Genomic DNA, 21,320 nt, shown 5'->3' with positions numbered 1-21,320 from the left:
TAGGGACCGCTCGCCCGGCCTACGGGGACGCCGGGCGGAACCTCACGTCCACGAAGTAGTTCGTGGAGTTCCAGGATCGGTTCGGGAGCCCCCCTCCGGTCCCGTACCGATACCGGCCGTTGGCTCCGCCCGGAGCCGTCAGCGGGCCGACCGTCCGCGACTGCGTGAGTGCGGCGGGGGTGGACGAGTAGCGCCCGTTGGGGGCGTAGTAGGACACGACGTACACCGCTCCCGGCGTGAGCGCCACCGGCGTCGCCAACGTGGCCTGCTGCCAGCCGGTCGCGGTCTCGTTGGTGAAGGTCACCTGGGCGATCCGGGTGCCGGCCGCGTTCCACAGCGAGCCGACGTGGGTGCCGGTGTTTCCGCTGCCCTTGTAGAACCGGATCGCCGTCACCGAGCCCGCCACCGAGGTGGTGAACGCGGTGCCGACCTCGATCGGCATCAGGTCGAACGTCGACGCGTTCTGCGGGGTGACGCCGGTGAACAGCGAGACCTCTGTGACGACCGGCGGGACCGTGGTGAACGACCAGGTCTGCGTCGGCAGGTTCGCCCCGTCGGTCGAGACCACCCCCGAGACCGTCACCGACACCGTCGCCCCGGCCGGCAGCGCCGCCGACGGGGTGAAGCGCAGCGTACGTCCGTCGCTGCTCAGCGCCGCCGAGCCAGCGACCGCGGACCCGTTGGCCGTGACCGACATGTTCCAGCCGCTCGCGATCGCGGCCGAGAACGTGATCGACGGGTTGACCGACGTCGCCACCTCGGTCGCACCCGGCCCCGGGTCCTGCCCGGTGACCGAGATCGTCGGGCCCGCGCGCTGGAAGACGACATCGGCGAAGTAGTTCGTCGACCCGAACGAGTACTGCGGGAAGCCACCGGCGGCACCGTAGAGATAGCGCCCGTTGGTGCCGGCCGGAGCGGTCAGGTCACCGGCGGAGTAGGCGGTCGCGAAGAACTGCGACGTGGTCGCATAGTGCCCCTGCGGCGCCAGGTAGGAGACCATGTACGACACCCCTGCCTGCACCTCGACCGGACTGGACAGCGTGGCCTGCTGCCAGCCGGAGGCGGTCTCGTTGGTGAAGGTCACCTGGGCGAGCCGCTGGCCGGCCATGTTCCACAGCGACCCGACATGGGTGCCACCGTTGCCGGCCCCCTTGTAGAACCGGATCGCGGTCACCCGCCCGTCACGGGTGGGACTGAACACCGTCCCGACCTCGACCGGAGAGGCGTCGTCCTGGGCCTCGATCGCGGGCACGACGTCACCGAAGAGCGTCTGGCTGTCGGGTGTCTCCGCCGATCTGGTCCGGAACGTCCACGTCTGCGTGGGCAGACTGGCCCCCTCGGTCGAGGTGACCCCGCTGATCGTGACCGTCACATCCGCGGCCGCGGGCAGCAGAGACGTGGGGTCGAAGGTGAGCGTCGTCCCGGAGTTGCCGAGCGTCGTCGTCCCCTGGACCGGCTGGCCTCCCGAGGTCACCGACACCGTGTAGCCCGAGTTGATCGCCGAGGAGAACGACGCCACCACGTTGGTCCCGCGTGCCACCTCGACCGCCCCGGGAACCGGGCTACGCGAGGTCATCGTGATCGTCGGCGCGCCCTTCTCGAAGACCACGTCGACCATGTAGCTCGACGGCGAGGTGGCCGCCGGGAAGCCCGTGCCGTAGGCGTACGCCCCGGCCGTCGAGGTCACCCGCAGCGGCGGCTTCGACAGGTCGGACGAGGCGAAGGCGTTCGGGGTGGCCGAGTAGTAGCCGTTGGTGCGGTAGGAGGCGATGTAGTCGGTGTTCGCCTGGATCTGCACCGGCTCGGCGAAGGTCAGCGTCTGCCAGCCGGTCGTCGACTCGTCGGTGAAGGTGCCCTGGGCGAGCACGGCGCCGTTGGCCGACCACAGGGTGCCGGTGTGCGGGGCGGCGTTGTTGACGCCCTTGTAGAACTTCACCCCGGTGACAGTGCCGGCCACGTCGGCCCGGAACCGGACACCCAGGGTGAGCTGGGCGTTCTCCGGGTCCTGGAGGACCGTCGGGGTGGCGTCCTCGTCATAGAGCGAGCACGGGCAGACCCCTGCCGCCGCCGGCGGCTTGGCCGTACGGAACGACCAGGTCTTCCCGGTCGAGATGGCCGTCCCACCGCTGTCCTGCCCCGAGAGCGTGGCGGTGTAGGTGACGAACCCGGCGAGGTTGGCCGACGGGGTGAAGGTCACCGTCCTGGTCATCGAGTCGTAGGCCGTCGACCCGGCCACCTGGTTGCCGACGGAGTCGGTCAGCCGCAGCCCGACGGTCGAGGCGACCACCGGCTTGGTGAACCTGGCGCTCACCGTGGTGTTGCGCGGCACCGAGGAGGAGCCGGCCAGCGGCCACTGGTTGGTGGCGGTCAGCGGCGAGTCGTCGGTGGTCGTGAACAGCACGTCCACGAAGTAGTTCGGGTTCTGGTAGGAGCTCGCAGGGAACTGTCCCGCGTTCGCGTAGACCCCGGCGGGTGCGGCGCCGTAGCCGCCCTCCACCTCGAACGGATACGCCTCGAACCCCTTCGCCGCGAAGGCCCACGGCGCCACGGCGTAGTGACCGGCCGGAGCCGTGTAGGAGACGGTGTACCTCGCCCCCGCGGCGACCGCGACCGGCTGGCTGAACGTCGCCGACTGCCAGCCTCCGCTGGACTCGTTGGTGAAGGTGACCTGGGCCAGCCGCTCGCCGCTGCTGCTCCACAGCGAGCCGACGTGGGTGCCGGTGTTGCCGGCGCCCTTGAAGAAGCGGACGCCCGCGACGTACCCGTCTGCCTGGGGCGTGAAGCGCAGGCCGAGCTCGGCGGCACCGCCGTCGTTGGCCGACGGGGTCGCCGGGCTGGTGACGGCGTTCCAGGTCGTCGGCACCTCCCGCTGGCCGAGGATGCTGCACGGGCAGGTGACGTTGAAGCTCCTGGTCGCAGAGGCGCCGATGTTGGCGCTGTCGTCGACGGCGCGGACCCGTATCGGCGTGCTGCCGACCCCCGGCTGGACGTACGTCACCGACCAGGCGGTCGTCCCGGTGGCGGGGTGCCACGAGGTGCCGTCGTCGAGGGAGTACTCGACCCCCGCGACCACGCCACCGCCCGTGTCGACGGCGGTGCCGGTGAGCGTCACCTTGGTGCCGTTGGGCTGGGTCGATCCGGCCGTGGGCGAGGTGATGGCGACCGTCGGTCCGGTCGTGTCGGTCGACTTGGTGGCAGCGTTCAGGCCGGTCATCAGCGTGGTCGGCTGGGCACCCATGTCGGCCAGCAGGTTGACCTGCGCCTGCTGCATCCGCCGGTCGGCGGTCTCGTCGTGGTACGGGTTGTCATGCTCGGAGTCGAGGCCCCAGGTCCACTGGACCGACCCGGCGCCGAAGACCAGAGCGCCGCTGGCGGCCCGGTAGAGCGTGAGCGAGTGGGTCGTGGTGCCGTCGCCCGTGGTCCGCCCGAAGTCGCGCATGTACTGACCCGGGATGAACCCGGTGGTCTCCGACAGCCGGATCGTGCCGGGCGGCCGGAAGCCGTTGTCCTGGTCCTCGTCGGACTCGTAGCCCACCGTGTGCGGGGCCAGCTCGGTCTGGTCGGCGGTCATCGAGGCCAGCCCGGTGTTGCGCCACAGCCGCAGCCCGCCCTGGGACTTCTTCACCGTCACCGGGAGGTCGGTCAGGTTGGACATGAAGATGGTGCCGGTCAGCGAGTTCTCCGGCAGCCCACCGCCCTGGGACTTCGGCGCGTAGCGCGGGTCGCGCCAGGTGCCGGTCGACTCCGCGGTCGGATCGAGCTTCTGCTGCGCCCAGGACTCCTTGTAGGTGACCAGGGTCCGGTAGGGCGTGTTGGTGCCGTCCTTCGACGCCTCGTAGCGGGTCCGCCAGTAGACCTCGTTGCCGCTGAGGAACTGCAGGTTGACGCCGGCGTCGCGGGCGGCCTCGACGTTCGCGCGCTGCCGCCCGCTCCAGTACTCGTCGTGTCCCACGCTCAGGAAGGTCTTGTGGTTGGTGAGCAGCGAGCCGTAGCGATCGGTGTCGATCCCGGACATGTAGCTGACGTCGTAGCCGTTGCGCTCCAGGAACCGCACCGCCGGGTACTCGTTGGCGAAGAAGAAGTCGTGGGAGGTGCCGCCGGAGCGGGTCGCGAACGGACGGTTGTAGCTGAGCTTGTAGGCCCGGCCGTTCCCGCCGCCGACGTAGAAGCTCGAGCCGCCGTAGTTGTTGTAGGCCTGCCAGGTGGTGTCGGAGGTCTGGAAGACCACGTCGGAGTTGCTGTCGTCGTCGCGGACGATGAAGGTGATGTGGCTCGACTCGTTGGTGTCGGCACGGTCCAGCTTGGCGATGTAGACCCCCGAGACCGCGGTCGCCGGCACGTTCCAGGACGCCGAGACCCCCCAGTTGCCGCAGTCGGTGATCTCGGTGGTGGTGTCGCGATAGCAGTTGGGCTGGTTCTGCGGCAGGTTCGCCGACGGCGTCACCGAGGTGATCCTGCGGGCGCCGTCACCGCCGTAGTAGCCGATCCGGTAGATCGTGATCGTGTAGGCCGAGGCGTCGGTGTCGACCTTGAAGTCGATCCGGTTGCCGGCATCGACGCTGATGTCGGTCGCGAACCCCTGGATCGAGTCGTCGCCTGCGCCGGTGATGCCCCATTCGCTCGACGGATTACCGGGTTTGCTGTTCTCACAGGCGATCTCGTTGCCCTCCGGACCGCACGGGTCGGCACTTGCGCTGGACGCAGTGACGAGCGAGATGACAGGGGTGACAAGAACAACTCCGAGCAACGCGGCCAGTCCCGTTCGCAGCTTCACAGTCGTGCTCCTTCTCGGATCAGGCTCGCGAGCTCTCGTCGCGTAACCAGGTGGTGTAGTCGCCGGTCCGGACAGCTCTGCGGGAGAGCATCCGGGCGACGAGGGTGACTGTCATGAAGACCGGAACCCGAAGTCCGATCGCAGGCTTACGCAGCCCGAGCACAAGCAGGTCCGAGAGCGAGGTGGATCCGTTCCGAGCGCCGTGGTCATCGGCTTGAGCGTTGCCGGTCACGACGCGGATCCTGCGCCTGACCAGGTCTTTCAAAGTACGAGGCGGCCGAACGACCACGGTCGCGTCGGCGACGACACGGCGCTCGGCGGGTGCGAAGAGCTCGGAGACCACCAGGTCGTCGTTCATCAGGCTCGTGCCGGCGGCGGCGACCCGGGCCCGGCCCTCGGCGGTGAGGCAGAAGGCTCCGCGGCCGAACAGGCCGCTGCGTACGCTCGGGAGGGCCTGCCACACCCGGTAGTAGGCGCGGACGGGCCAGGACGACGCCGCCAGCGGCACCGTCCGCTCGGGGGCGACCGCGAGCACGCCGTCCTCGTCGAGCGCGTCGAGCAGCCGGAGCAGGTCGGTGCCGGTGAGACGTACGTCGGCGTCCAGGTGGAGCCGCGGGAGGTGCGTGTTCTGCGGGGCGTCCGCCGCGGCGTTGCCGACCTCGACCGCGCGCGCCTTGGAGGCCTCCGCGATCTCCAGGACGCGTACGCCGGGGACCGACCGCGCGACCGCGGCGGTGTCGTCGGTGCAGCCGTTGCACACGACCACGACGTCGAGGGCCCCGTAGGGGAGGCCGTCGAGCAGGGCCGTCAGGTTCTCCGACAGCCCCCGGGCCTCGTTGTGCGCCGGCACCACGACGCTCGCGATCATGACGCTCGCACCCCGCCGGCCGAGCCGCCGGAGTCGGCGATCACGTAGTTGATCATGTTGCTGTTGTCGTAGTCCTTGGCGATGACCCGGCCGGGGTTGCCGCCGACGAGGCTGTGCGGCGGGACGTCCTTGGACAGCACCGTCCCGGCGGAGATCGTGCAGCCGTCGCCGACCGTGATCGCGCCCGTGATCACCGCACCGGGACCGATCCAGACGTCGTCGCCGATCCTCGGCACGCCCAGGTCGCCGTCGGCGATGCGCTGGCCGATGGTCACGTTCTGGTGGAGCACGCAGTTGCTGCCGACCACGGCCGGGCCGACGATGATCCCCGAGCGGTGCATGAGCAGCAGCCCGGGCCCGATGTCGGCGCGCCGGAAGATGTCGGTGTGGTGGACGCGGATGTTGCGCCGGTTCCAGAACCAGTAGACGCCCAGCGCCAGCACGCCGAGCAGACGGTTGCGGGTGCGCAGCCGGGACGCCCAGCGTCCGAAGCGGTAGCAGGCGACGCAGTGCAGCTCGTAGTCGAAGAGCCAGAACCGCAGCCTGGACAGCCAGGATGTACGCGGACCGTCGAGGACGATCGCGTACATCTTGGCCAGGTCGACCTCGAAGTCGCCTGTGTCACGGGCTCCGTCAACTAGCAAGGCTCTGTGCCTCTGACGTCTTCCGGCCGACGTACGCCACCAGGTTGGCGACGCCGTCGAGGTTCTCGGGCACGGTCTCGGCCTCGTCGACGGAGATCTCGAACTCCGCCTCGAGGAACTCGATGAGCTCCAGGATCCCGGTCGAGTCGATGACGCCCGACTCGACCAGCGACTCGGTCGGCCCGGGCAGCCGGGTCTCGTCACCCAGCAGCAGGCTGTCCAGGATGAAGCCTTCGATCGTGCTCTGTACGTCCGCCATCACATCTCCTGTCTACGAACGTCTACGAATGCCCTCCCGTTCTGTCAGCCGAAGAGGGTCGGGAGCCGAAATCAGGCCCGGAGATGCCGACATTGGGTGATAAACGCCCCCATCCCGGCGCCCCGGCAGGACTTCGCGGGCAACTCTTCGGGCACCGTCCGGGATCGATCGAGGAGCGCCATGTGCGGGATCTGTGGGGTGCTGAGCAGCACCGAGTCGCCTGAGCCTGCCCTCGTGCGACGGATGCTGGGCAGCCTGGCCCACCGCGGACCCGACGGCAGCGGCTACTACCGCGACGAGCGGGTCGCGCTCGGCCACACCCGGCTGGCGATCGTGGACACGGCCGGCGGCACCCAGCCGATGACCGGCCGCTCCTGCCGCGAGAACGGGCAGATCTGGGTCACCTTCAACGGCGAGATCTTCAACCACGTCGAGCTGGCCGCCCAGCTCCGCGCCCGCGGCCACGTCTTCGACACCCGCTCGGACACCGAGGTCATCGTGCACGCCTGGGAGGAGTGGGGGCCGGGCTGCTTCGAGCGGTTCAACGGCCAGTGGGCGCTGGCGATCTGGGACCGCCGGACGGACTCGCTCGTGCTCTCCCGCGACCGCTTCGGCGTCCGCCCGCTCTTCTACACGCGCGTCGCGGGGCAGCTGCTCTTCGCCTCCGAGGTGAAGGCGCTCTACGCCTCCCCCGACGTCCCGCGCGAGCTCGACCCGGTCGGGCTCGACCAGGTGCTGACGCTGTGGTCGGCGGTCGCGCCGCGCACGGTCTTCCGGCAGATCTCCCAGGTGCCGCCGGGCTCCTACCTGATCGTTCGTGACGGGCACGGTCGCGGCGTGGAGGTCGAGCAGCGCTACTGGGCGCCCTCGTTCCCGCCGGCGGGGGCCGAGGAGCTCACCGACCTGGAGGCCAACGCCGAGGCGCTGCGTACGACACTGATGGCGGCCACCCGGCTGCGGTTCGAGCGCAGCGACGTGCCGGTGGCGGCGTACCTCTCCGGCGGGATCGACTCCGCGGTCACGGCCGGCGCGATCGCATCCGGCAGGGTCGTACGCAGCACCTCGGCGCCGCTGCACACGTTCTCGCTGCGGTTCGCCGAGGCCGAGTTCGACGAGGGCGGCTTCCAGACCCTGATGGCCGAGCGTCTCGGCACCGTCCACCACGACGTCGTGGTGAGCGAGCGCGACATCGCCGACGTCTTCCCTGAGGTCGTACGCCACGCCGAGTCGCCGCTGCTGCGGACCGCCCCGGCGCCGATGTTCCTGCTCTCCCGGCTCGTGCGGGACGCCGGCTTCAAGGTGGTCGTCACCGGCGAGGGCGCCGACGAGGTGCTCGGTGGCTACGACATCTTCCGCGAGGCCAAGATCCGCGACCTGTGGCTGCGCGACCCGGCGGCCGCCGAGGCGGCGGTCGAGCAGCTCTACCCGTGGATGCACCGCTCCCCCAACCAGGCGCCGGCGTTCGCGCGGAGCTTCTTCTCGCGCAACCTCTCGTCCGACGACCTGGCGATGTCGCACCGGCCGCGGTGGGACTCCAGCGCGGTGCTGGCGTCGATGCTGCGTCCGGAGGTCCGGGTGCCGGCAGGCGGCGCGGCCGACGGAGTGGTCGCCCAGATGCCCGCCGCGGCCGCCTCCTGGGACCCGGTGGCGCGCGCCCAGTGGCTGGAGATGACGACCCTGCTGCCCGGCTACATCCTGGCCTCCCAGGGCGACCGCATGCTGATGGGCAACTCCGTCGAGGGCCGGTTCCCGTTCCTGGACCCGCACGTCGCCGAGCTCGCCGGCCGGGTCCCGGCCGAGCACAAGATCCACGGCATGGACGAGAAGCACCTGCTCAAGCGGGCCTTCGCCGACCTGGTGCCCGAGGAGATCCTGCGCCGGCCCAAGCAGCCCTACCGGGCACCCGACGCGGCGGCCTTCTTCGCCGGCGGCACCCCGGACTGGGTCTTCGACGTCACCTCGGGCGCCGCTCTGGAGGCGGCCGGCGTCTTCCGGCCCGAGCTCGTCCAGCGGCTGCTGGAGAAGGCCCGGCGGACGCAGGGCCGCGGCCTCGGCAACACCGACAACATGCGCCTGGTGGCCGTCCTGTCCACCCAGCTGCTGCACAGCGAGCTGCTCACCGGCGCGGCCCCGGCGGCCGCGCCACCGGAACCACTCACCGTCTTCGACACCACTCTCGAACCCACCGGCCTCGAGCCCACCGGAAGGACCTCGGCATGACCACCAGCCCAGCCATGACAGGCACAGCCACGACCAGCCAGAACGCAGCGTACGGACTGGAGACGCTCCGCTACGACGAGGAGGCGGAGGCGACCCGGATCGGCGATGCGATCCGCCGCTATCTAGTGGCTAACAAGCGCAAGGGCATCGTGCTCGGGGTCTCCGGCGGGATCGACTCCAGCGTGGTCGCCGCGCTGGCGGTCAAGGCGCTCGGCCGGGATCGGGTCTTCGCGCTGCACATGCCCGAGCAGGAGTCGTCCGACGACACGATCGGCTACAGCACGAAGCTGACCGAGTCCCTCGGGATCGACTCGGTGCTCGAGGACATCTCCCCCGTCCTGGTCGGTCTCGGCGCCTACCAGCGGCGGGACGACGCGATCCGGCGGGTCGTGCCTGCGTACGGCCCGGGGTGGAAGTCGAAGATCGTGCTCCCCAGCGTGGTCGACTCCGACACGTTCCGGCTGTTCTCGGTCGTCGTCGAGGATCCGAACGGCACCCAGAGCACCCACCGCCTGACGACCGAGGCCTACCTGGAGATCGTCGCGGCGACGAACTTCAAGCAGCGGGCCCGCAAGGCGCTGGAGTACTTCCACGCCGACCGGCTCAACTACGCCGTCGCCGGCACCCCCAACCGGCTCGAGTACGACCAGGGCTTCTTCGTGAAGCTCGGCGACGGTGCCGCCGACCTGAAGCCGATCGCACACCTCTACAAGTCGCAGGTCTACGCGATGGCCGCTCACCTCGGGGTGCCCGAGGAGATCCAGGCGCGGCCCTCCACCACCGACACCTACTCGCTGGAGCAGTCGCAGGAGGAGTTCTACTTCTCGCTGCCCTACCAGCGGATGGACCTGTGCCTCTACGGCCTCAACAACGGCGTCCCCACCGCCGCGGTCGCCGGGGCGACCGGGCTCACGGTCGAGCAGGTCGAGCGCGTCTACCGCGACATCGAGCAGAAGCGGCGTACGACCGCCTACTTCCACGCGGCTCCGATGCTCGTCGAGGAGGTCGCCGAGATCGCCAGTCCTGGGTAGATCTCCGATGCTGCGGCTCGCGGCGTGCTGACCGGAACAGGCTCGCGGTGGAGACATGTCCCGCCCAGAACCAGGAGGTTCCATGTCTGACACCACACCAGAGCCCGGCGAGATCGCAGACCTGACACTCGGTCTCTCCGACGCCGAGGCCGCACCGATGATCGACGCACCTGTGATCGACATCGACGAGGCCGCCACCGATATCAACACCTTCGACGAGGACATCGAGGACGGCGAGCCGACGGAGACCGCGGGCACCGACACGATGGTCCCTGCCGCGGATCTTCCGGAGGACCTGATCTATGAGTGACGTGCTCACCCTCAACGGCAAACCGGTCGACTGGAGCAAGCCCCCGAAGCAGACCGACCTGGTCCTGTGGTCGCGGAAGACCTCGGGCGGCAAGCAGGTCAAGGGGTCGGCCCGGACCATCGCGCACCTGTGCGCGCTCGACGCCGCCGCGCAGAAGAAGTTCGGGACCGGGATCGTCATCATCCAGGCCCCGTTCAACACCACCGTCAAGGCGTCCGCGGGCACCCACGACCACGACGCCTGCGCCGACCTGCACATCCCGGGCGTGAACTGGCGGACCCAGGAGAAGTGGCTGCGGGCCAACGGCTACGCGTGCTGGTACCGCTTCCCACCGAAGTTCGGCCACCACATCCACGGCTTCACCCTGCCGCCACAGTCCGGGGTCGTCAGGACGGACGACTTCCGCGACCTCGGGGTCACCGTCGGCAAGTTCGTCGACGGCGGCCCGGCGCTCTTCGGCTTCCTGGCCACCAGCTCGCAGATCAGCGACTACTACAACCATGCCTTCGGCCTCAGTGGCCAGCACGGCGTCGGCACGGACGAGACCTGGCACCCCGCCGACATCAGAGCCACGATCTTCGACTACGCGGCGTACGCGAGGTCGAGGGCGAAGCCGGTCTGGAAACCGAAGGAGACCAAGTCCAACCTGGCGATCATCCAGAAGCAGTTCCAGATCGCCGCGGGGCTGCGCAAGGGCAAGCGGATCCGCACCAACGGCGTCGGATGGATCCAGAACGCGCTCAACGTCAAGGCCGGGGCGAACCTCGTGGTCAACGGCATCGTGGACGACGCCACCCTCGCCGCCTGGAAGAAGTTCGAGCTCGCCACGGGCGGCACCGGCGCGAAGTCGACCCCGGACCCGCGGAGCCTGAAGAAGCTCAAGATCGCGTTCCGGTTCGTCGGTCCCGAGGCCCACCTGCCCGTCGGCTGATCCGGTTGAATATCAAGATGCATTGATATAACGTCGGCAGGCATGAGCACACCACCTTTCATTCCTGCCGACCACCTCGGCGCGGTGAACCGCGCGCTGACCACGACGACCCGCGGCGGCGAGGAGCTGCGCGTGCTCGTCGTCGAGCGCAGCTACGACGCCGACCCCGACGAGGTCTGGGACGCACTGACCACCAAGGAGCGCATCCCGCGCTGGCTGATGCCGGTCACCGGCGACTTCGAGGTCGGCGGCCGCTACCAGCTCGTGGGCAACGCCGGCGGCGAGATCCTCGCCTGCGACCGCCCCAAGCTGCTCTCGATCACCTGGGACTACGGCGACATGAAGTCGTGGGTCGACGCGACCCTGACCGCCGCCGGCGGCCGTACGCTGCTCCGGCTCGAGCACTCCGCCCCCGTCCCGCCCGAGCAGTGGAAGGAGTTCGGCCCCAGCGCCGTCGGCATCGGCTGGGAGCAGATGCTGCTCGGCCTCGCCCTCCACCTCTCCGCCCCCGATGCCGAGAAGATCGACCCGATGTCCCCCGAGGCGCTGCCCGCGATGATCGAGCACACCCAGGGCTCCGCCGCCGCCTGGGTCGAGGCCGACATCGCCTTCGGCACCCCGCCCGACCAGGCCCGCGCCGCCGGCGAGCGCTGCGTGGCCGCCTACACCGCGATGCCGGAGTAGCCGCTTGCACGCCTTCGACGTCCTCGGCGACCCCGTACGCCGCCGCATCCTCGAGCTCCTCGCCGCCGGCGACCTCACCTCCGGCGAGGTCGTCGAGACCATCTCCGCCGAGTTCGGCATCCGCCAGCCCGCGGTCTCCATGCAGCTCAAGGTCCTGCGCGAGCACGGCTTCGCCAACGTACGTCCCGACGGCACCCGCCGCATCTACTCCCTCGACACCGGCCCCCTGGCCGAGGTCGACGCCTGGCTCACCCCGTTCCGCCGCTTCTGGACCCAGCACCTAGACGCCCTCGACACCGAGATCAAGCGTGGCCGGCGGGAGGGCTCCACTGACGGCTGAAGCCCCTGAACCTGATACCCGCCGAGTCGGCGCAACTGTCCCGCTACCCAACGCCGAGTCGGCGCATCTGTCCCGAAATTGAGCGTCGAAACGGCGCCAGGGTCCAGCTACGACGTCGCCAGAACCGCAGCACGGACTCCGACGCGGTGCGTGAGACAGTCACGCCGACTCACGCGCGCCAGACCGGGACAGTCACGCCGACTCGGGCGTTCCACGTGGGACAGTTGCGCCCACTCGGCGGGGTGTGTGGTCCGTGATCGTCCTGCTGGTTCAGGGGCGGCGGGTGAATCGGATGGTGCCATCCGGTAGTCGTTCATGAACATAGGCCGGGTTGTGGGCCAGGCGGTGGTGGTGCGCGCACAACAGCGCCCCGTCCTTGAGATTCGTTGTGCCGCCGGTTGCCCAGGGGTCGAGGTGGTGGGCGTCGCACCATTCGGGTGGCATGTCGCAGCCTTCGGCCTGGCAGCACTTGTGCCGTAGACGCAGCGCTTTGCGCTGGATTGGCTGGAAGAGCCTGCTCGCCCTGCCCGCATCGAGGACCTCACCATCGCCGCCGAGCACCCAGGGGATGATGGTGGCGTTGCAGGCCATCCGCCGGGCCTCGGCCGCGCTGATGGTGGTGCCGTTGGTCTCGTCGTAGCCCAGGGTCGCGACCCCGAGGTCTTTGCGGAGCTCCTCGAGCGAGATCACCACGTTGATGGTGGTGGCGTCACCACCGTGGCGGGGCAACGCAGCGGGGTCGATGGTCTCCAAGAGTCGGGCGAACCCCTGGCCCATCAACCGTCCCCACGGGGGCAGCGGGGCACCTTTGTCGAGGAGTTGTTGTTTGCGGGGCTGGGCATAGGCCTCGACGAGTCGCTTGAACCGCATCCCGACCGAGGCCGGCAGAACACCGTCGAACCCGATGGTGCCGTCGTGGTTGTCCCAGATCCGCAAGGCGGTCTTCTGCTGGGCGCGTTCTTCCTCGGCCAGCAGTGCTTTGGCTTCGGCGTCCTCGAACCTGGCCGGGTCGATCTCGCGCAGGATGCGCTTGCCGACGATGCGGAGTTCGTTGGCGGTCAGCCGGGTGGCGTAGTCGACCAGCAGCTTCTCGGCCAACGCAACGTCTTCGGTGCTGGCGACCGGATCTGCCTCGATCGCGTCGAGTGCCTGGGTGATCACCCGGGCCTTGTCCAGCGACACGACACCCTCGGCGAGACCCGCGGCGACGCGCTCGTACTTCGCGACGCCGGCGGCGAGTTTGATCTGGGCGCGGGCAACGGCCTTGTCGATGAGCAGCTCGGTCCGCAGCCACCCCGAGGCGTCCTTCGCACCGGTCTCCTCGGCAATGTCGCCGGCCGAGGCGAGGACCCGGAGCTTCAACGCGGCCTGCTGGGCCTCGAGCTTCTCGAGTCGTTCGAGCAGATCTTTCTTCTGCCTAGTCCGCCAGTAGACGGGGTCGCTGGCCAGCAGGTCATGGAGGGCGGATTCGATGGCCAGCAGAGCAGCGTCGATCGCGTCGCCGGGGTTGGTACCCCAGTGGTCGATCTCGCGGCCGAGACTCATCGCGTCCCTCCCTTCAGAGGTGTGCTGTGATGGTCTGATTCTACGCCTCCGTCACCGATTTATCCACCTATTTTCCCAGGTCAAACGACGTTTTCGCACTTAGCGAACGGTCCCGTTCCTGTGGATGGTAAGTGGCCCGAAGGGCCACCTTCTCTCTCCGGAACACCCCGGTCCCGTACAAGAATCTCGCTGCGCCACACCCGGGCCGCCGCCCCGATAGCCAGCCAAATCTTTCTCGATCTGGTCCGGAGTCCAGGACCGCGAAGCGGCCGGCGTAGCCGGCGCCCGAAGGGCGTCCTTGACGCCGGAGCAGATCGAGAAGACCCTCAAGAACGGGTCGGCGGCCCACACCAACCCCGAGGAACGGTCACGCACGGGTGGTCTCGACAAGCTCGACCACCGGGGCATCACTGGTCCGTGACACACCATGTCGCGCACCCGGCGAAGCCGGCGGCCGCAGGCCGTCCTTGACTCCGGGGCCCGGCCCTCAGGAAAGGGTCGGCGGCCCACACCGGCCCCGAGGAAACGGTTACGCACACGGTGGTCTCGACAAGCTCGACCACCGGACGACCCGCTCAGTCGATCCGCCCCCGACGCCGATCGGTGGTGATCAGCTCGACGTTGATCCCAGCAGCCCGCACGAACGCGATGAGCTCATCGTCGAACATCTCCCCAGGCTGCGGCGGACTGAGCGTACGAGCCCCGGCGGCCCCGAGCTCGACCAGAGTGACCTCGAGATCAGGTGCCATGAAGGCCAGGTGATGGAGACCGTACGCATGCGGCCCAGGAGTCACCGGGGTGATGAGCTTGATGGGCAGAGAGTCCGGCTTCTCCAGGAAGACCCCGCGGACCCCGTGACGGGTGTTGACGACCGGATCGGTGACGCGCCGGTAGCCGAAGAGCCGCTCGAAGGCCTCGGCGGCGCGGTGCAGGTCGCGGACCTGGATGCCGATGTGGTCAAGTCGAAGGTCGGGCATTGTCACCTCGCATCGGGTCGCCGTCGGCGACAGCTGTGGCGATGGCCATCCGAGGGCCGGGAACGGTGGCGACCCGCACACCGGTGACGCCGGCCAGGGCTGCGAGCTCGGCCGCAGGGCCCTCGAGGCGTACCGAAAGAGACCCGGAAGCGTCCTCGAGCACCGTGATCCCGCGCCACGGCAGCGGCCCGGACCATTCGCCGGGACCGAGTGCCTTCCAGACGGCCTCCTTGGCGGCGTACCTCATCGCGAAGGCCGTGGCGGGGGTCGCCGCGGCCATGCACTGGGCGATCTCGGCGTCGGTGAACCACCGCACCGCGAAGCCGGAGCCACGCATCGCCAGGAGCCGCGCGAAGCGCCGGATGTCGGCGACGTCGATCCCGACCCCCTGCAGGCTCATCGCATACTCATCGCCCTTCGTCCGCACCTCAGGCGACCGGACTCTGGGTCGCCACCACCCTGAGCAGCTCCGCGGCGACGGCCTCCGAGCCGACCTCGTTGAGGTGACCACGGTCGAAGGTCAGGTTCTCGTTGAGCACGTAGTAGGTGGTGCCGTCCTGGCTGCGCTCGCCGGTGCCCTCCGCCTCGGCGGCGGCGATGTCGACGAGGCGGCCGGTGGATCCGTACTTCTCCCGGATCATCGCGTTGTAGCGCTCCCGGGCGATGTTGTCGGCCGGACCCATCTGGTCGTCCCGACCCAGGGCCGCCTTGACCTTGGACTTCCAGTTGCGGTCGGCGGTGAGCGGCGCGGTCGTGTAGAGGAAACGTACGTCCGGATGGGCCGCCTCCACCTCGGCCATCGTCGACACGTAGGCGTCGAAGACGGCCTGCACGTCGGTGGCCGCGGTGATGTCGACGTAGCAGAGCTTCATCAGCGCCACATCGATGTCCTTCCCGGCGGGGCTGTCCATCACCTCCTCGAAGGCGGCGAACTTGCTCATCGGGTCCTCGTTCACCCCGATGTAGGCGTGCCGCAGCATCGCGCCCTCACCCTCGGAGTCGACGGAGCCGCCGGTGACATCGGCGACGACGGGAGCCGAGACCGAGGCGTCGGAGTACACCTTCGAGACCCCGTCGATGATGTTCATCCCCACCGAGTTGTGCCCGAAGAGCACCTTGGTCTGCCCCACGACCCGCAGCTCCGACTCGGAGGGCCCTGCGATCGCGACGTGGTCGTTCATTCCTGGACTCCTCAGCAACCATGCGCCGGCCAGCGCGACCGCGACGACCAGCACTCCCGCCCATACGCCGGCCAGCAGCTTCACCGACCTGGGCACGTTCCTCACCGACATCCTCAACCCACCTTGACCCCTTCGAAACCCGCATCGTCCGCATCATCGACGTCGTCGTCCTGTCCCCCGGCGGGTTCCTGTGCCAGCCGGAGGCACATCGCGCGAACGTCGCGCTTGATGACCTTTCCGTTCGCGTTCATCGGCAGCGCGTCCACGAAGCGGACCACCTCGGGCACCATGTGCTTCGAGAGCCGCTCGCGACAGTGCGCGATCACGTCGGCGCCGCGCAGCGTCGACCCGCGCCGCCGCACCACCACCAGCTCGACCCGCTCACCGGCGGCCTCGTCGGGGAGCCCGACCGCGGCGGCCGCCACCACGTCCGGCAGATAGAGCGCGGCAGCCTCGACGTCCTGGCTCGCGATCCGGTGCCCCCACGACTTGATGAAGTCCTCGACCCGGTCGACCACGTAGATGTAGCCGTCCTCGTCGACCTTCGCCAGATCACCCGTACGCAGCATCCCGCCGGGCATCTTGCGGGCCGTCGCCTCGGGGTCGTCGAGGTAGCCGGGCGAGATGTTCGCGCCGCTGGCCCAGATCTCGCCGACCTCGCCGGGCTCGACATGCACCCCGTCGCGGTCGAGCACCCGCAGGTCCACACCCGGGATGCCCCGGCCGATCGACCCCGGCCGGCGGCAGAGCTCCTCGGGCGGAAGGTAGGAGAGCCGGGCGGTGGCCTCGGTCGCCCCGTACATCACGAAGACCTTGGCCTGCGGCTGGGCGCGCGCCATCTGCTCCACCAGCGCGGGGGCCAGCCGGCCACCGGCCTGCTGGATCGTCCGCAGCGTGGGCACCGCCGTGGAGCCGAACGTGCTGTTGCGCAGCAGCATCCCGAACGTCGAGGGCACCCCGGCGAAGCCCGTGCAGCGCGCGGACACCATCCGGTCCACCACCGCCTGCGGGAAGACGAACGTCGGCTGGATGACCATCGCGGCGCCGGCGCGCAGGTGGGTGTGCAGGAGCGAGAGCCCGAAGACGTAGGTGAACGGCAGCACCACGAGCATCCGGTCGGAGGACGTGATCTCGAGGTAGCCGAGGATCGAGGTCGTGTTCGCCTGGATGTTGCGATGGGTGAGCCGCACCGCGCGCGGGTCGCCGGTGGTGCCGGAGGTGAACATGTAGAGCGCGTCCTGGTCCGGGTCGACATCGACCGCCTCGGGCAGCTCGGCCGGCGCCGATCGTTGCTTCGGGACGAGCCGCTCCTTCCGCTCCACGACGACCGGGAGGCTCCTGGGCAGGCTCAGCCGCAGCGCCTCGGCCTGGGAACGGCCCACCAGCAGCGCGTCCGCACCGACCCAGCGCACCCGGGCCACCACCTCCTCGGCCGGCAGCGTGACCGCCAGCGGCACCACGACCAGACCCATCCGGAGCGCCGCGAGGTAGGCCGAGACCCAGAACAGCCCGTTGGGCGCCATGATCCCGACCGGCGTACCCGGCGTCAGGCCGAGCGTCGAGAGACGCTCGGTCAGCACGGACACGCTGGATCGCAGCTCTTCGAAGGTGTACTCGCGACCCGCTTCGGCGAGCGCGATCGAGTCCTCGGGCGCTAGCTCGAGAAGAAAGTCGGCGGTGTTCAACGTGGCCTGTCCCCCGGGATGCTACGGCCGGGACAGTTCCCGGCTACCGCAACGTCGCACGGCCCGCCTCCAGCGACGCTGGCCGGTCCGGCAGGCTGCCTGAAATTTGGTACGCGGCCCACGCATCCGTCTCGACACGGCTCCGCTGCGCGTCGACTGGTCCCGTGAACCTCAAGCGCCTCGCCCTTCTCGTGCTGCTCGGCGTGCTCGTCGGCGTCACGATCTTCTGGGTGCCCGGGCGTTTCGCCGACTCCTCGTCCGGCAAGGACGGGGATCCGGCAGGCGCCTCGTCGTCCCAGTCGGGCTCACCGGGAGCCGACGCGAGCTCCGGGTCGGGATCCGGGTCCGGGTCCGGGTCCGGGTCGACGTCGGAGTCGGATCCCGAGCCCGCGACCGAGGCGCTGCCGGAGGCAGCCTCGACCCCGTCCGAGTCCGGACTTCCCGGCCTGACCGAGAAGCCGCGTACGAAGTCGGCGGCGCTGATCTCGGAGCCCCTGCCGAAGTCCGCGGTCCGCAAGGGCGCGCTGGTGGCCGGCTACCCGGCGGCGCTGGAACCGCCGGCGCGGACCACCGTGGACGTCTCCAGCGTCTCGGCCACCAAGGGCGTGCTCCAGGTGGCGCTGACGGCGAGCTGCCGGCGGCCCTGCGACGTACTGCGTCACTTCCGGACCAGCCTCGCCCAGCACGGCTTCAAGGAGGTCACGACCACCTCGGTCGAGAACACCCCCGCGGTGTCGCTGCAGCGCGGCGACGAGACGGTGAGCGTCACGGTCACCCGGACCGGCCGCCGCGCCGTCGACTTCAGCCTCTTCTCCGTCCTCCGCACGAAGACCTGAGCGCCGGTGTACCTCTCCCTCAGCGACCGTCCCACCACGAGTGCCGAGCCGCAGCGCACCGGCGGGCGGGTCTCCCGGACGGTCATCACCCTCGGCATCGTCAGCCTGCTGACCGACATCTCCTCGGAGTCGGTCTCGGCCATCCTGCCGCTCTACCTGACCGCGGTGGTGGGGCTCTCGCCGGTGGCGTACGGGCTCATCGACGGGCTCTACCAGGGCGTCTCCTCGCTGGTGCGGATCGCGGCCGGCTGGGCCGCCGACCGCACCGACCGGCCGCAGCCGGTGGCCCTGGCTGGCTACGCGATGAGCGCGGTCGCGCGGCTCGGGCTGATCTTCGCCGGTGGCTTCGGGACGATCTCCGCAGCGATCTCGCTGGACCGCGTCGGCAAGGGCGTACGCACCGCTCCGCGCGACGCGATGATCGCCGCCTCCAGCGACCCGGCGCACCTCGGCCGCAGCTTCGGCATCCATCGGACGCTGGACACGATCGGGGCGACGCTCGGGCCGCTGCTGGCGTTCGTGATCCTGTGGCGGATCACCGACGGCTACGACACCGTCCTGGTCGTCTCGCTCGGCTTCGCGGTGCTCGGGGTGGCCACGATGGCCTTCTTCGTCCCGTTCCGCACCGGAGCCGTCCGCCGGGTCGCTGCCCGCCGCGAGCCCCGCGCCAAGGTGCGCTGGCGTGCCGCGCTCACGCCCGGTCTCGCGCGGGTGACGGGCGTGTCCGGCGTGCTCGCGCTCCTGACCGTCGGCGACGGCTTCGTCTACCTCGCGCTGCTCGAGACCGGCGGCTTCGCGGCCCAGTGGTTCCCGGTCCTCTACGTCGGCACCAACCTCGCCTACCTCGCCCTGGCCGTCCCGATGGGACGGCTCGCGGACCGCGTCGGGCGGGTCCGGGTCCTCGTGCTCGGTCACCTCCCGCTCGCGGCCGCGTACCTGTGCGCGGCCACCGGCTCCGGCGTGCTCTGGACGACCTGCGCCGCGGTGCTCCTCCTCGGTGTCTTCTACGCCGCGACCGACGGCACCCTGGCCGCGGTGGCCGGACAGCTGGTCCCCGAGACCGTACGTGCCAGCGGCATCGCCACCGCCCAGACCGCGGTGGCTCTCGCCCGGCTGGTCGCGGCGACCGGCTTCGGCCTGCTCTGGTACGCCGTCGGCCCCCGGGTCGCGATGCTCGCCGTCTGCGTGGTGCTGGTCGCCGCGATACCGGCCGGCCTCGCGGTGCTGCGCCGGCTTCTCGAGTCCGAACGACCTGGCCCCGAGCCGGCCGAGCCCCCGACGAAGGTCCAGGGATGAACCGGCGTACCACGGTCTTCGGCGCGGTCGTCGTGCTCGTCACGGCCGCCATGACCGCGTACGCCCTCTCGGCGATCGCCGAGAACGACCGGCGTACGTCCCGGGCGACCGACGCGACGACCACCTCCCTGGCGCAGGTCGAGGAGGGGCCGAGGATCCTCTTCCAGCACACCGGACGCGACGCCGACTACGGGCACGTCGCGGCGGTGACGCTGGCCGACCCGGGCGGCGCCCGGGCACTGACCGACCTGAGCTGCGACCGGGTCTACGCGCAGGCGAGCTCCGTGTCGTGCCTGGCGACCGAGCGCGGTGTGGTGAGCCGCTACCGGGCGACCGACCTGGAGACCTCGGCCCCGGGGAAGCGATGGCGCGAGGTGGACGGGACCGACCTGCCCGGGCTGCCCAGCCGCACCCGGATCTCGCCGGACGGGCAGCTGGTCTCCTCGACGGTCTTCGTGAACGGCGACTCCTACATGGTCAGCGGGTTCTCCACGCGCACCGTCGTCCGCCGGATCGGCGGGAAGAGCTACGGGGACCTGGAGAAGTTCAGGCTGGTCGTCGACGGCCGCCGGGTCGCCCCGGTCGACCGCAACATCTGGGGCGTCACCTTCGCCGACGACGACCGCACGTTCTATGCCACCCTCGCCACCGGCGGACGGACCTACCTGGTCCGTGGCGACCTCGCCGCGCGCTCCCTGACCACGATCGCCGACCACGTCGAGTGCCCGTCGCTCTCTCCCGACGGCACCCGGATCGCGTTCAAGGAGGCCGTCGCGGACGGCACCCGGTGGACGCCCGCGGTCCTCGACCTCGCCACCGGGCGGCGCACCGTGCTCGCCGGCGAGACCCACAGCATCGACGACCAGATCGAGTGGCTCGACGACGACACCGTGCTCTACGGCCTCCAGCGCGAGGACGAGCCGGTCAGCGACGTCTGGTCCCTCGACACCTCGGCCTCCGCGAAGCCCCGCGTCCTCATCTCGGAGGCGGCCTCACCCGCGGTCCTACGCTGAATCGGGTACGCCGCACCGAGGCCGCCCCGCACGCCTCCAGGTCCCGCTTTGCTGGCGTCATGACCATGGAGGAAATAGGGGCGGAGCCCCGGATCGCACCCCGGGTCGAACCTCGGATCGAACCCCGCATCGAACCGAGCGCGGACGTCGACGACCGCGCCATGATCGGCGAGGGAACCCTCGTCTGGCACCTGGCCCAGATCCGCGAGCACGCCCGCGTCGGCAGCGAGTGCATCATCGGCCGGGGGGCGTACGTCGGTCCCGGGGTCGTGGTGGGCGACCGCTGCAAGATCCAGAACCATGCGCTGGTCTACGAGCCGGCGGTGCTCGAGGACGGCGCCTTCGTCGGGCCGGCGGTGGTGTTCACCAACGACTACCTGCCTCGCGCCGTCAACCCGGACGGCACCCTCAAGGACGGCGACGACTGGGAGGCCGTCGGCGTGACCGTACGCACCGGTGCCAGCATCGGCGCCCGCGCCGTCTGCGTCGCGCCGGTCACGATCGGCGCCTGGGCAATGGTCGCGGCGGGTGCCGTGGTCACCCGCGACGTACCGGACCATGCCCTGGTCGTCGGGGTCCCGGCGCGGCAGGTGGGCTGGGTCGGGCACGCCGGTGCGCCGCTGGTCGCCCAGGGAGACGCCTGGCGCTGCCCGCAGACCGGCACGTTGTACGTCCTGCGCGGCACGAGCGAGGACGACGGCCTCGTCGCGTGCTGACGCCGAGGCG

General features: G+C 70.1%; 20 protein-coding genes. 11 read left to right on the top strand and 9 right to left on the bottom strand.

Going from position 1 to position 21,320, the window contains the following annotated elements:
• Positions 1-19: 19 nt before the first annotated feature.
• The 4 genes from ACWZJV_RS20165 to ACWZJV_RS20150 are packed head-to-tail and all read right to left on the bottom strand — an operon-like array spanning position 20 to position 6,545.
• Positions 20-4,774 carry a DUF4082 domain-containing protein gene (locus tag ACWZJV_RS20165; RefSeq protein ID WP_457178172.1) on the bottom strand — a complete coding sequence of 1,585 codons (4,755 nt, stop codon included), beginning with the start codon at positions 4,772-4,774 and terminating at the stop codon, positions 20-22.
• Positions 4,775-4,793: 19 nt separating this feature from the next.
• The gene (locus ACWZJV_RS20160) at positions 4,794-5,642 is read right to left on the bottom strand and encodes a glycosyltransferase (RefSeq protein ID WP_457178170.1); all 849 of its coding nucleotides are present in this window, start codon (positions 5,640-5,642) and stop codon (positions 4,794-4,796) included.
• Positions 5,639-6,286 (bottom strand): serine O-acetyltransferase, encoded by a 648-nt coding sequence (locus ACWZJV_RS20155; protein ID WP_457178168.1) that lies wholly within the window; start codon positions 6,284-6,286, stop codon positions 5,639-5,641. Before ACWZJV_RS20155 ends, ACWZJV_RS20160 begins: the two co-directional genes overlap by 4 nt.
• The gene (locus ACWZJV_RS20150; protein ID WP_008363568.1) at positions 6,276-6,545 is read right to left on the bottom strand and encodes an acyl carrier protein; all 270 of its coding nucleotides are present in this window, start codon (positions 6,543-6,545) and stop codon (positions 6,276-6,278) included. The genes ACWZJV_RS20155 and ACWZJV_RS20150 overlap by 11 nt, the downstream gene beginning before the upstream one ends.
• 180 nt (positions 6,546-6,725) lie before the next feature.
• Between ACWZJV_RS20150 and asnB the strand changes: the two genes are divergently transcribed.
• The 6 genes from asnB (at position 6,726) to ACWZJV_RS20120 (ending at position 12,061) form a co-directional block, all read left to right on the top strand.
• Positions 6,726-8,765, top strand: coding sequence for an asparagine synthase (glutamine-hydrolyzing) (gene asnB, locus ACWZJV_RS20145; protein WP_457178166.1), 2,040 nt, complete (start codon positions 6,726-6,728; stop codon positions 8,763-8,765).
• Positions 8,762-9,796 (top strand): NAD(+) synthase, encoded by a 1,035-nt coding sequence (nadE, locus tag ACWZJV_RS20140; RefSeq protein ID WP_457178164.1) that lies wholly within the window; start codon positions 8,762-8,764, stop codon positions 9,794-9,796. Before asnB ends, nadE begins: the two co-directional genes overlap by 4 nt.
• An 82-nt stretch (positions 9,797-9,878) precedes the next feature.
• A complete protein-coding gene (locus ACWZJV_RS20135; RefSeq protein ID WP_008363565.1) occupies positions 9,879-10,106 on the top strand; it encodes a hypothetical protein in 228 nt (75 codons plus the stop codon).
• Entirely contained in the window at positions 10,099-11,037 is a 939-nt protein-coding gene (locus tag ACWZJV_RS20130) for a hypothetical protein (RefSeq protein ID WP_196875319.1), read from the top strand. The genes ACWZJV_RS20135 and ACWZJV_RS20130 overlap by 8 nt, the downstream gene beginning before the upstream one ends.
• Before the next feature lie 42 nt (positions 11,038-11,079).
• Positions 11,080-11,721: an SRPBCC family protein gene (locus tag ACWZJV_RS20125; protein WP_457178161.1), complete on the top strand. Its 642-nt coding sequence runs from the start codon at positions 11,080-11,082 to the stop codon at positions 11,719-11,721.
• Between the two features lie 4 nt (positions 11,722-11,725).
• Positions 11,726-12,061, top strand: a complete 336-nt coding sequence (locus ACWZJV_RS20120) for an ArsR/SmtB family transcription factor (protein ID WP_457178159.1) — start codon at positions 11,726-11,728, stop codon at positions 12,059-12,061.
• 270 nt (positions 12,062-12,331) lie between these two features.
• On the opposite strand, the gene ACWZJV_RS20115 is transcribed toward ACWZJV_RS20120, so the two are convergent.
• Complete coding sequence (locus ACWZJV_RS20115) at positions 12,332-13,606, bottom strand: DUF222 domain-containing protein (protein ID WP_457178158.1); 1,275 nt, start codon at positions 13,604-13,606, stop codon at positions 12,332-12,334.
• 298 nt (positions 13,607-13,904) lie between these two features.
• On the opposite strand from ACWZJV_RS20115, the gene ACWZJV_RS20110 reads away from it, so the two are divergent.
• Complete coding sequence (locus ACWZJV_RS20110; protein WP_457178156.1) at positions 13,905-14,027, top strand: hypothetical protein; 123 nt, start codon at positions 13,905-13,907, stop codon at positions 14,025-14,027.
• Between the two features lie 154 nt (positions 14,028-14,181).
• On the opposite strand, the gene ACWZJV_RS20105 is transcribed toward ACWZJV_RS20110, so the two are convergent.
• From ACWZJV_RS20105 to ACWZJV_RS20090, 4 genes are read right to left on the bottom strand one after another with little or no spacing between them, the layout of a single operon-like run.
• The gene (locus ACWZJV_RS20105) at positions 14,182-14,583 is read right to left on the bottom strand and encodes a VOC family protein (RefSeq protein WP_008363558.1); all 402 of its coding nucleotides are present in this window, start codon (positions 14,581-14,583) and stop codon (positions 14,182-14,184) included.
• Positions 14,564-14,983 carry a holo-ACP synthase gene (locus tag ACWZJV_RS20100; protein ID WP_457178154.1) on the bottom strand — a complete coding sequence of 140 codons (420 nt, stop codon included), beginning with the start codon at positions 14,981-14,983 and terminating at the stop codon, positions 14,564-14,566. Before ACWZJV_RS20100 ends, ACWZJV_RS20105 begins: the two co-directional genes overlap by 20 nt.
• A gap of 28 nt (positions 14,984-15,011) precedes the next feature.
• Complete coding sequence (locus ACWZJV_RS20095) at positions 15,012-15,875, bottom strand: hypothetical protein (RefSeq protein WP_457178152.1); 864 nt, start codon at positions 15,873-15,875, stop codon at positions 15,012-15,014.
• Between the two features lie 2 nt (positions 15,876-15,877).
• On the bottom strand, positions 15,878-17,449 hold the full coding sequence (locus ACWZJV_RS20090) for a class I adenylate-forming enzyme family protein (protein WP_231380392.1): 1,572 nt from the start codon (positions 17,447-17,449) through the stop codon (positions 15,878-15,880).
• Positions 17,450-17,613: 164 nt separating this feature from the next.
• Between ACWZJV_RS20090 and ACWZJV_RS20085 the strand changes: the two genes are divergently transcribed.
• The 4 genes from ACWZJV_RS20085 to ACWZJV_RS20070 are packed head-to-tail and all read left to right on the top strand — an operon-like array spanning position 17,614 to position 21,310.
• Positions 17,614-18,285 (top strand): hypothetical protein, encoded by a 672-nt coding sequence (locus ACWZJV_RS20085; RefSeq protein ID WP_457178150.1) that lies wholly within the window; start codon positions 17,614-17,616, stop codon positions 18,283-18,285.
• Positions 18,286-18,291: 6 nt separating this feature from the next.
• Complete coding sequence (locus ACWZJV_RS20080) at positions 18,292-19,581, top strand: MFS transporter (RefSeq protein WP_457178148.1); 1,290 nt, start codon at positions 18,292-18,294, stop codon at positions 19,579-19,581.
• Complete coding sequence (locus ACWZJV_RS20075; RefSeq protein ID WP_457178146.1) at positions 19,578-20,594, top strand: hypothetical protein; 1,017 nt, start codon at positions 19,578-19,580, stop codon at positions 20,592-20,594. The genes ACWZJV_RS20080 and ACWZJV_RS20075 overlap by 4 nt, the downstream gene beginning before the upstream one ends.
• 59 nt (positions 20,595-20,653) lie before the next feature.
• Positions 20,654-21,310, top strand: coding sequence for an acyltransferase (locus tag ACWZJV_RS20070; protein WP_008363544.1), 657 nt, complete (start codon positions 20,654-20,656; stop codon positions 21,308-21,310).
• Positions 21,311-21,320 lie beyond the last annotated feature (10 nt).

This window comes from Nocardioides sp. WG-D5 (genome assembly GCF_054031175.1).
Note: the sequence above shows the minus strand (reverse complement) of the source record. Positions and strands in the feature narration are given on the sequence as shown.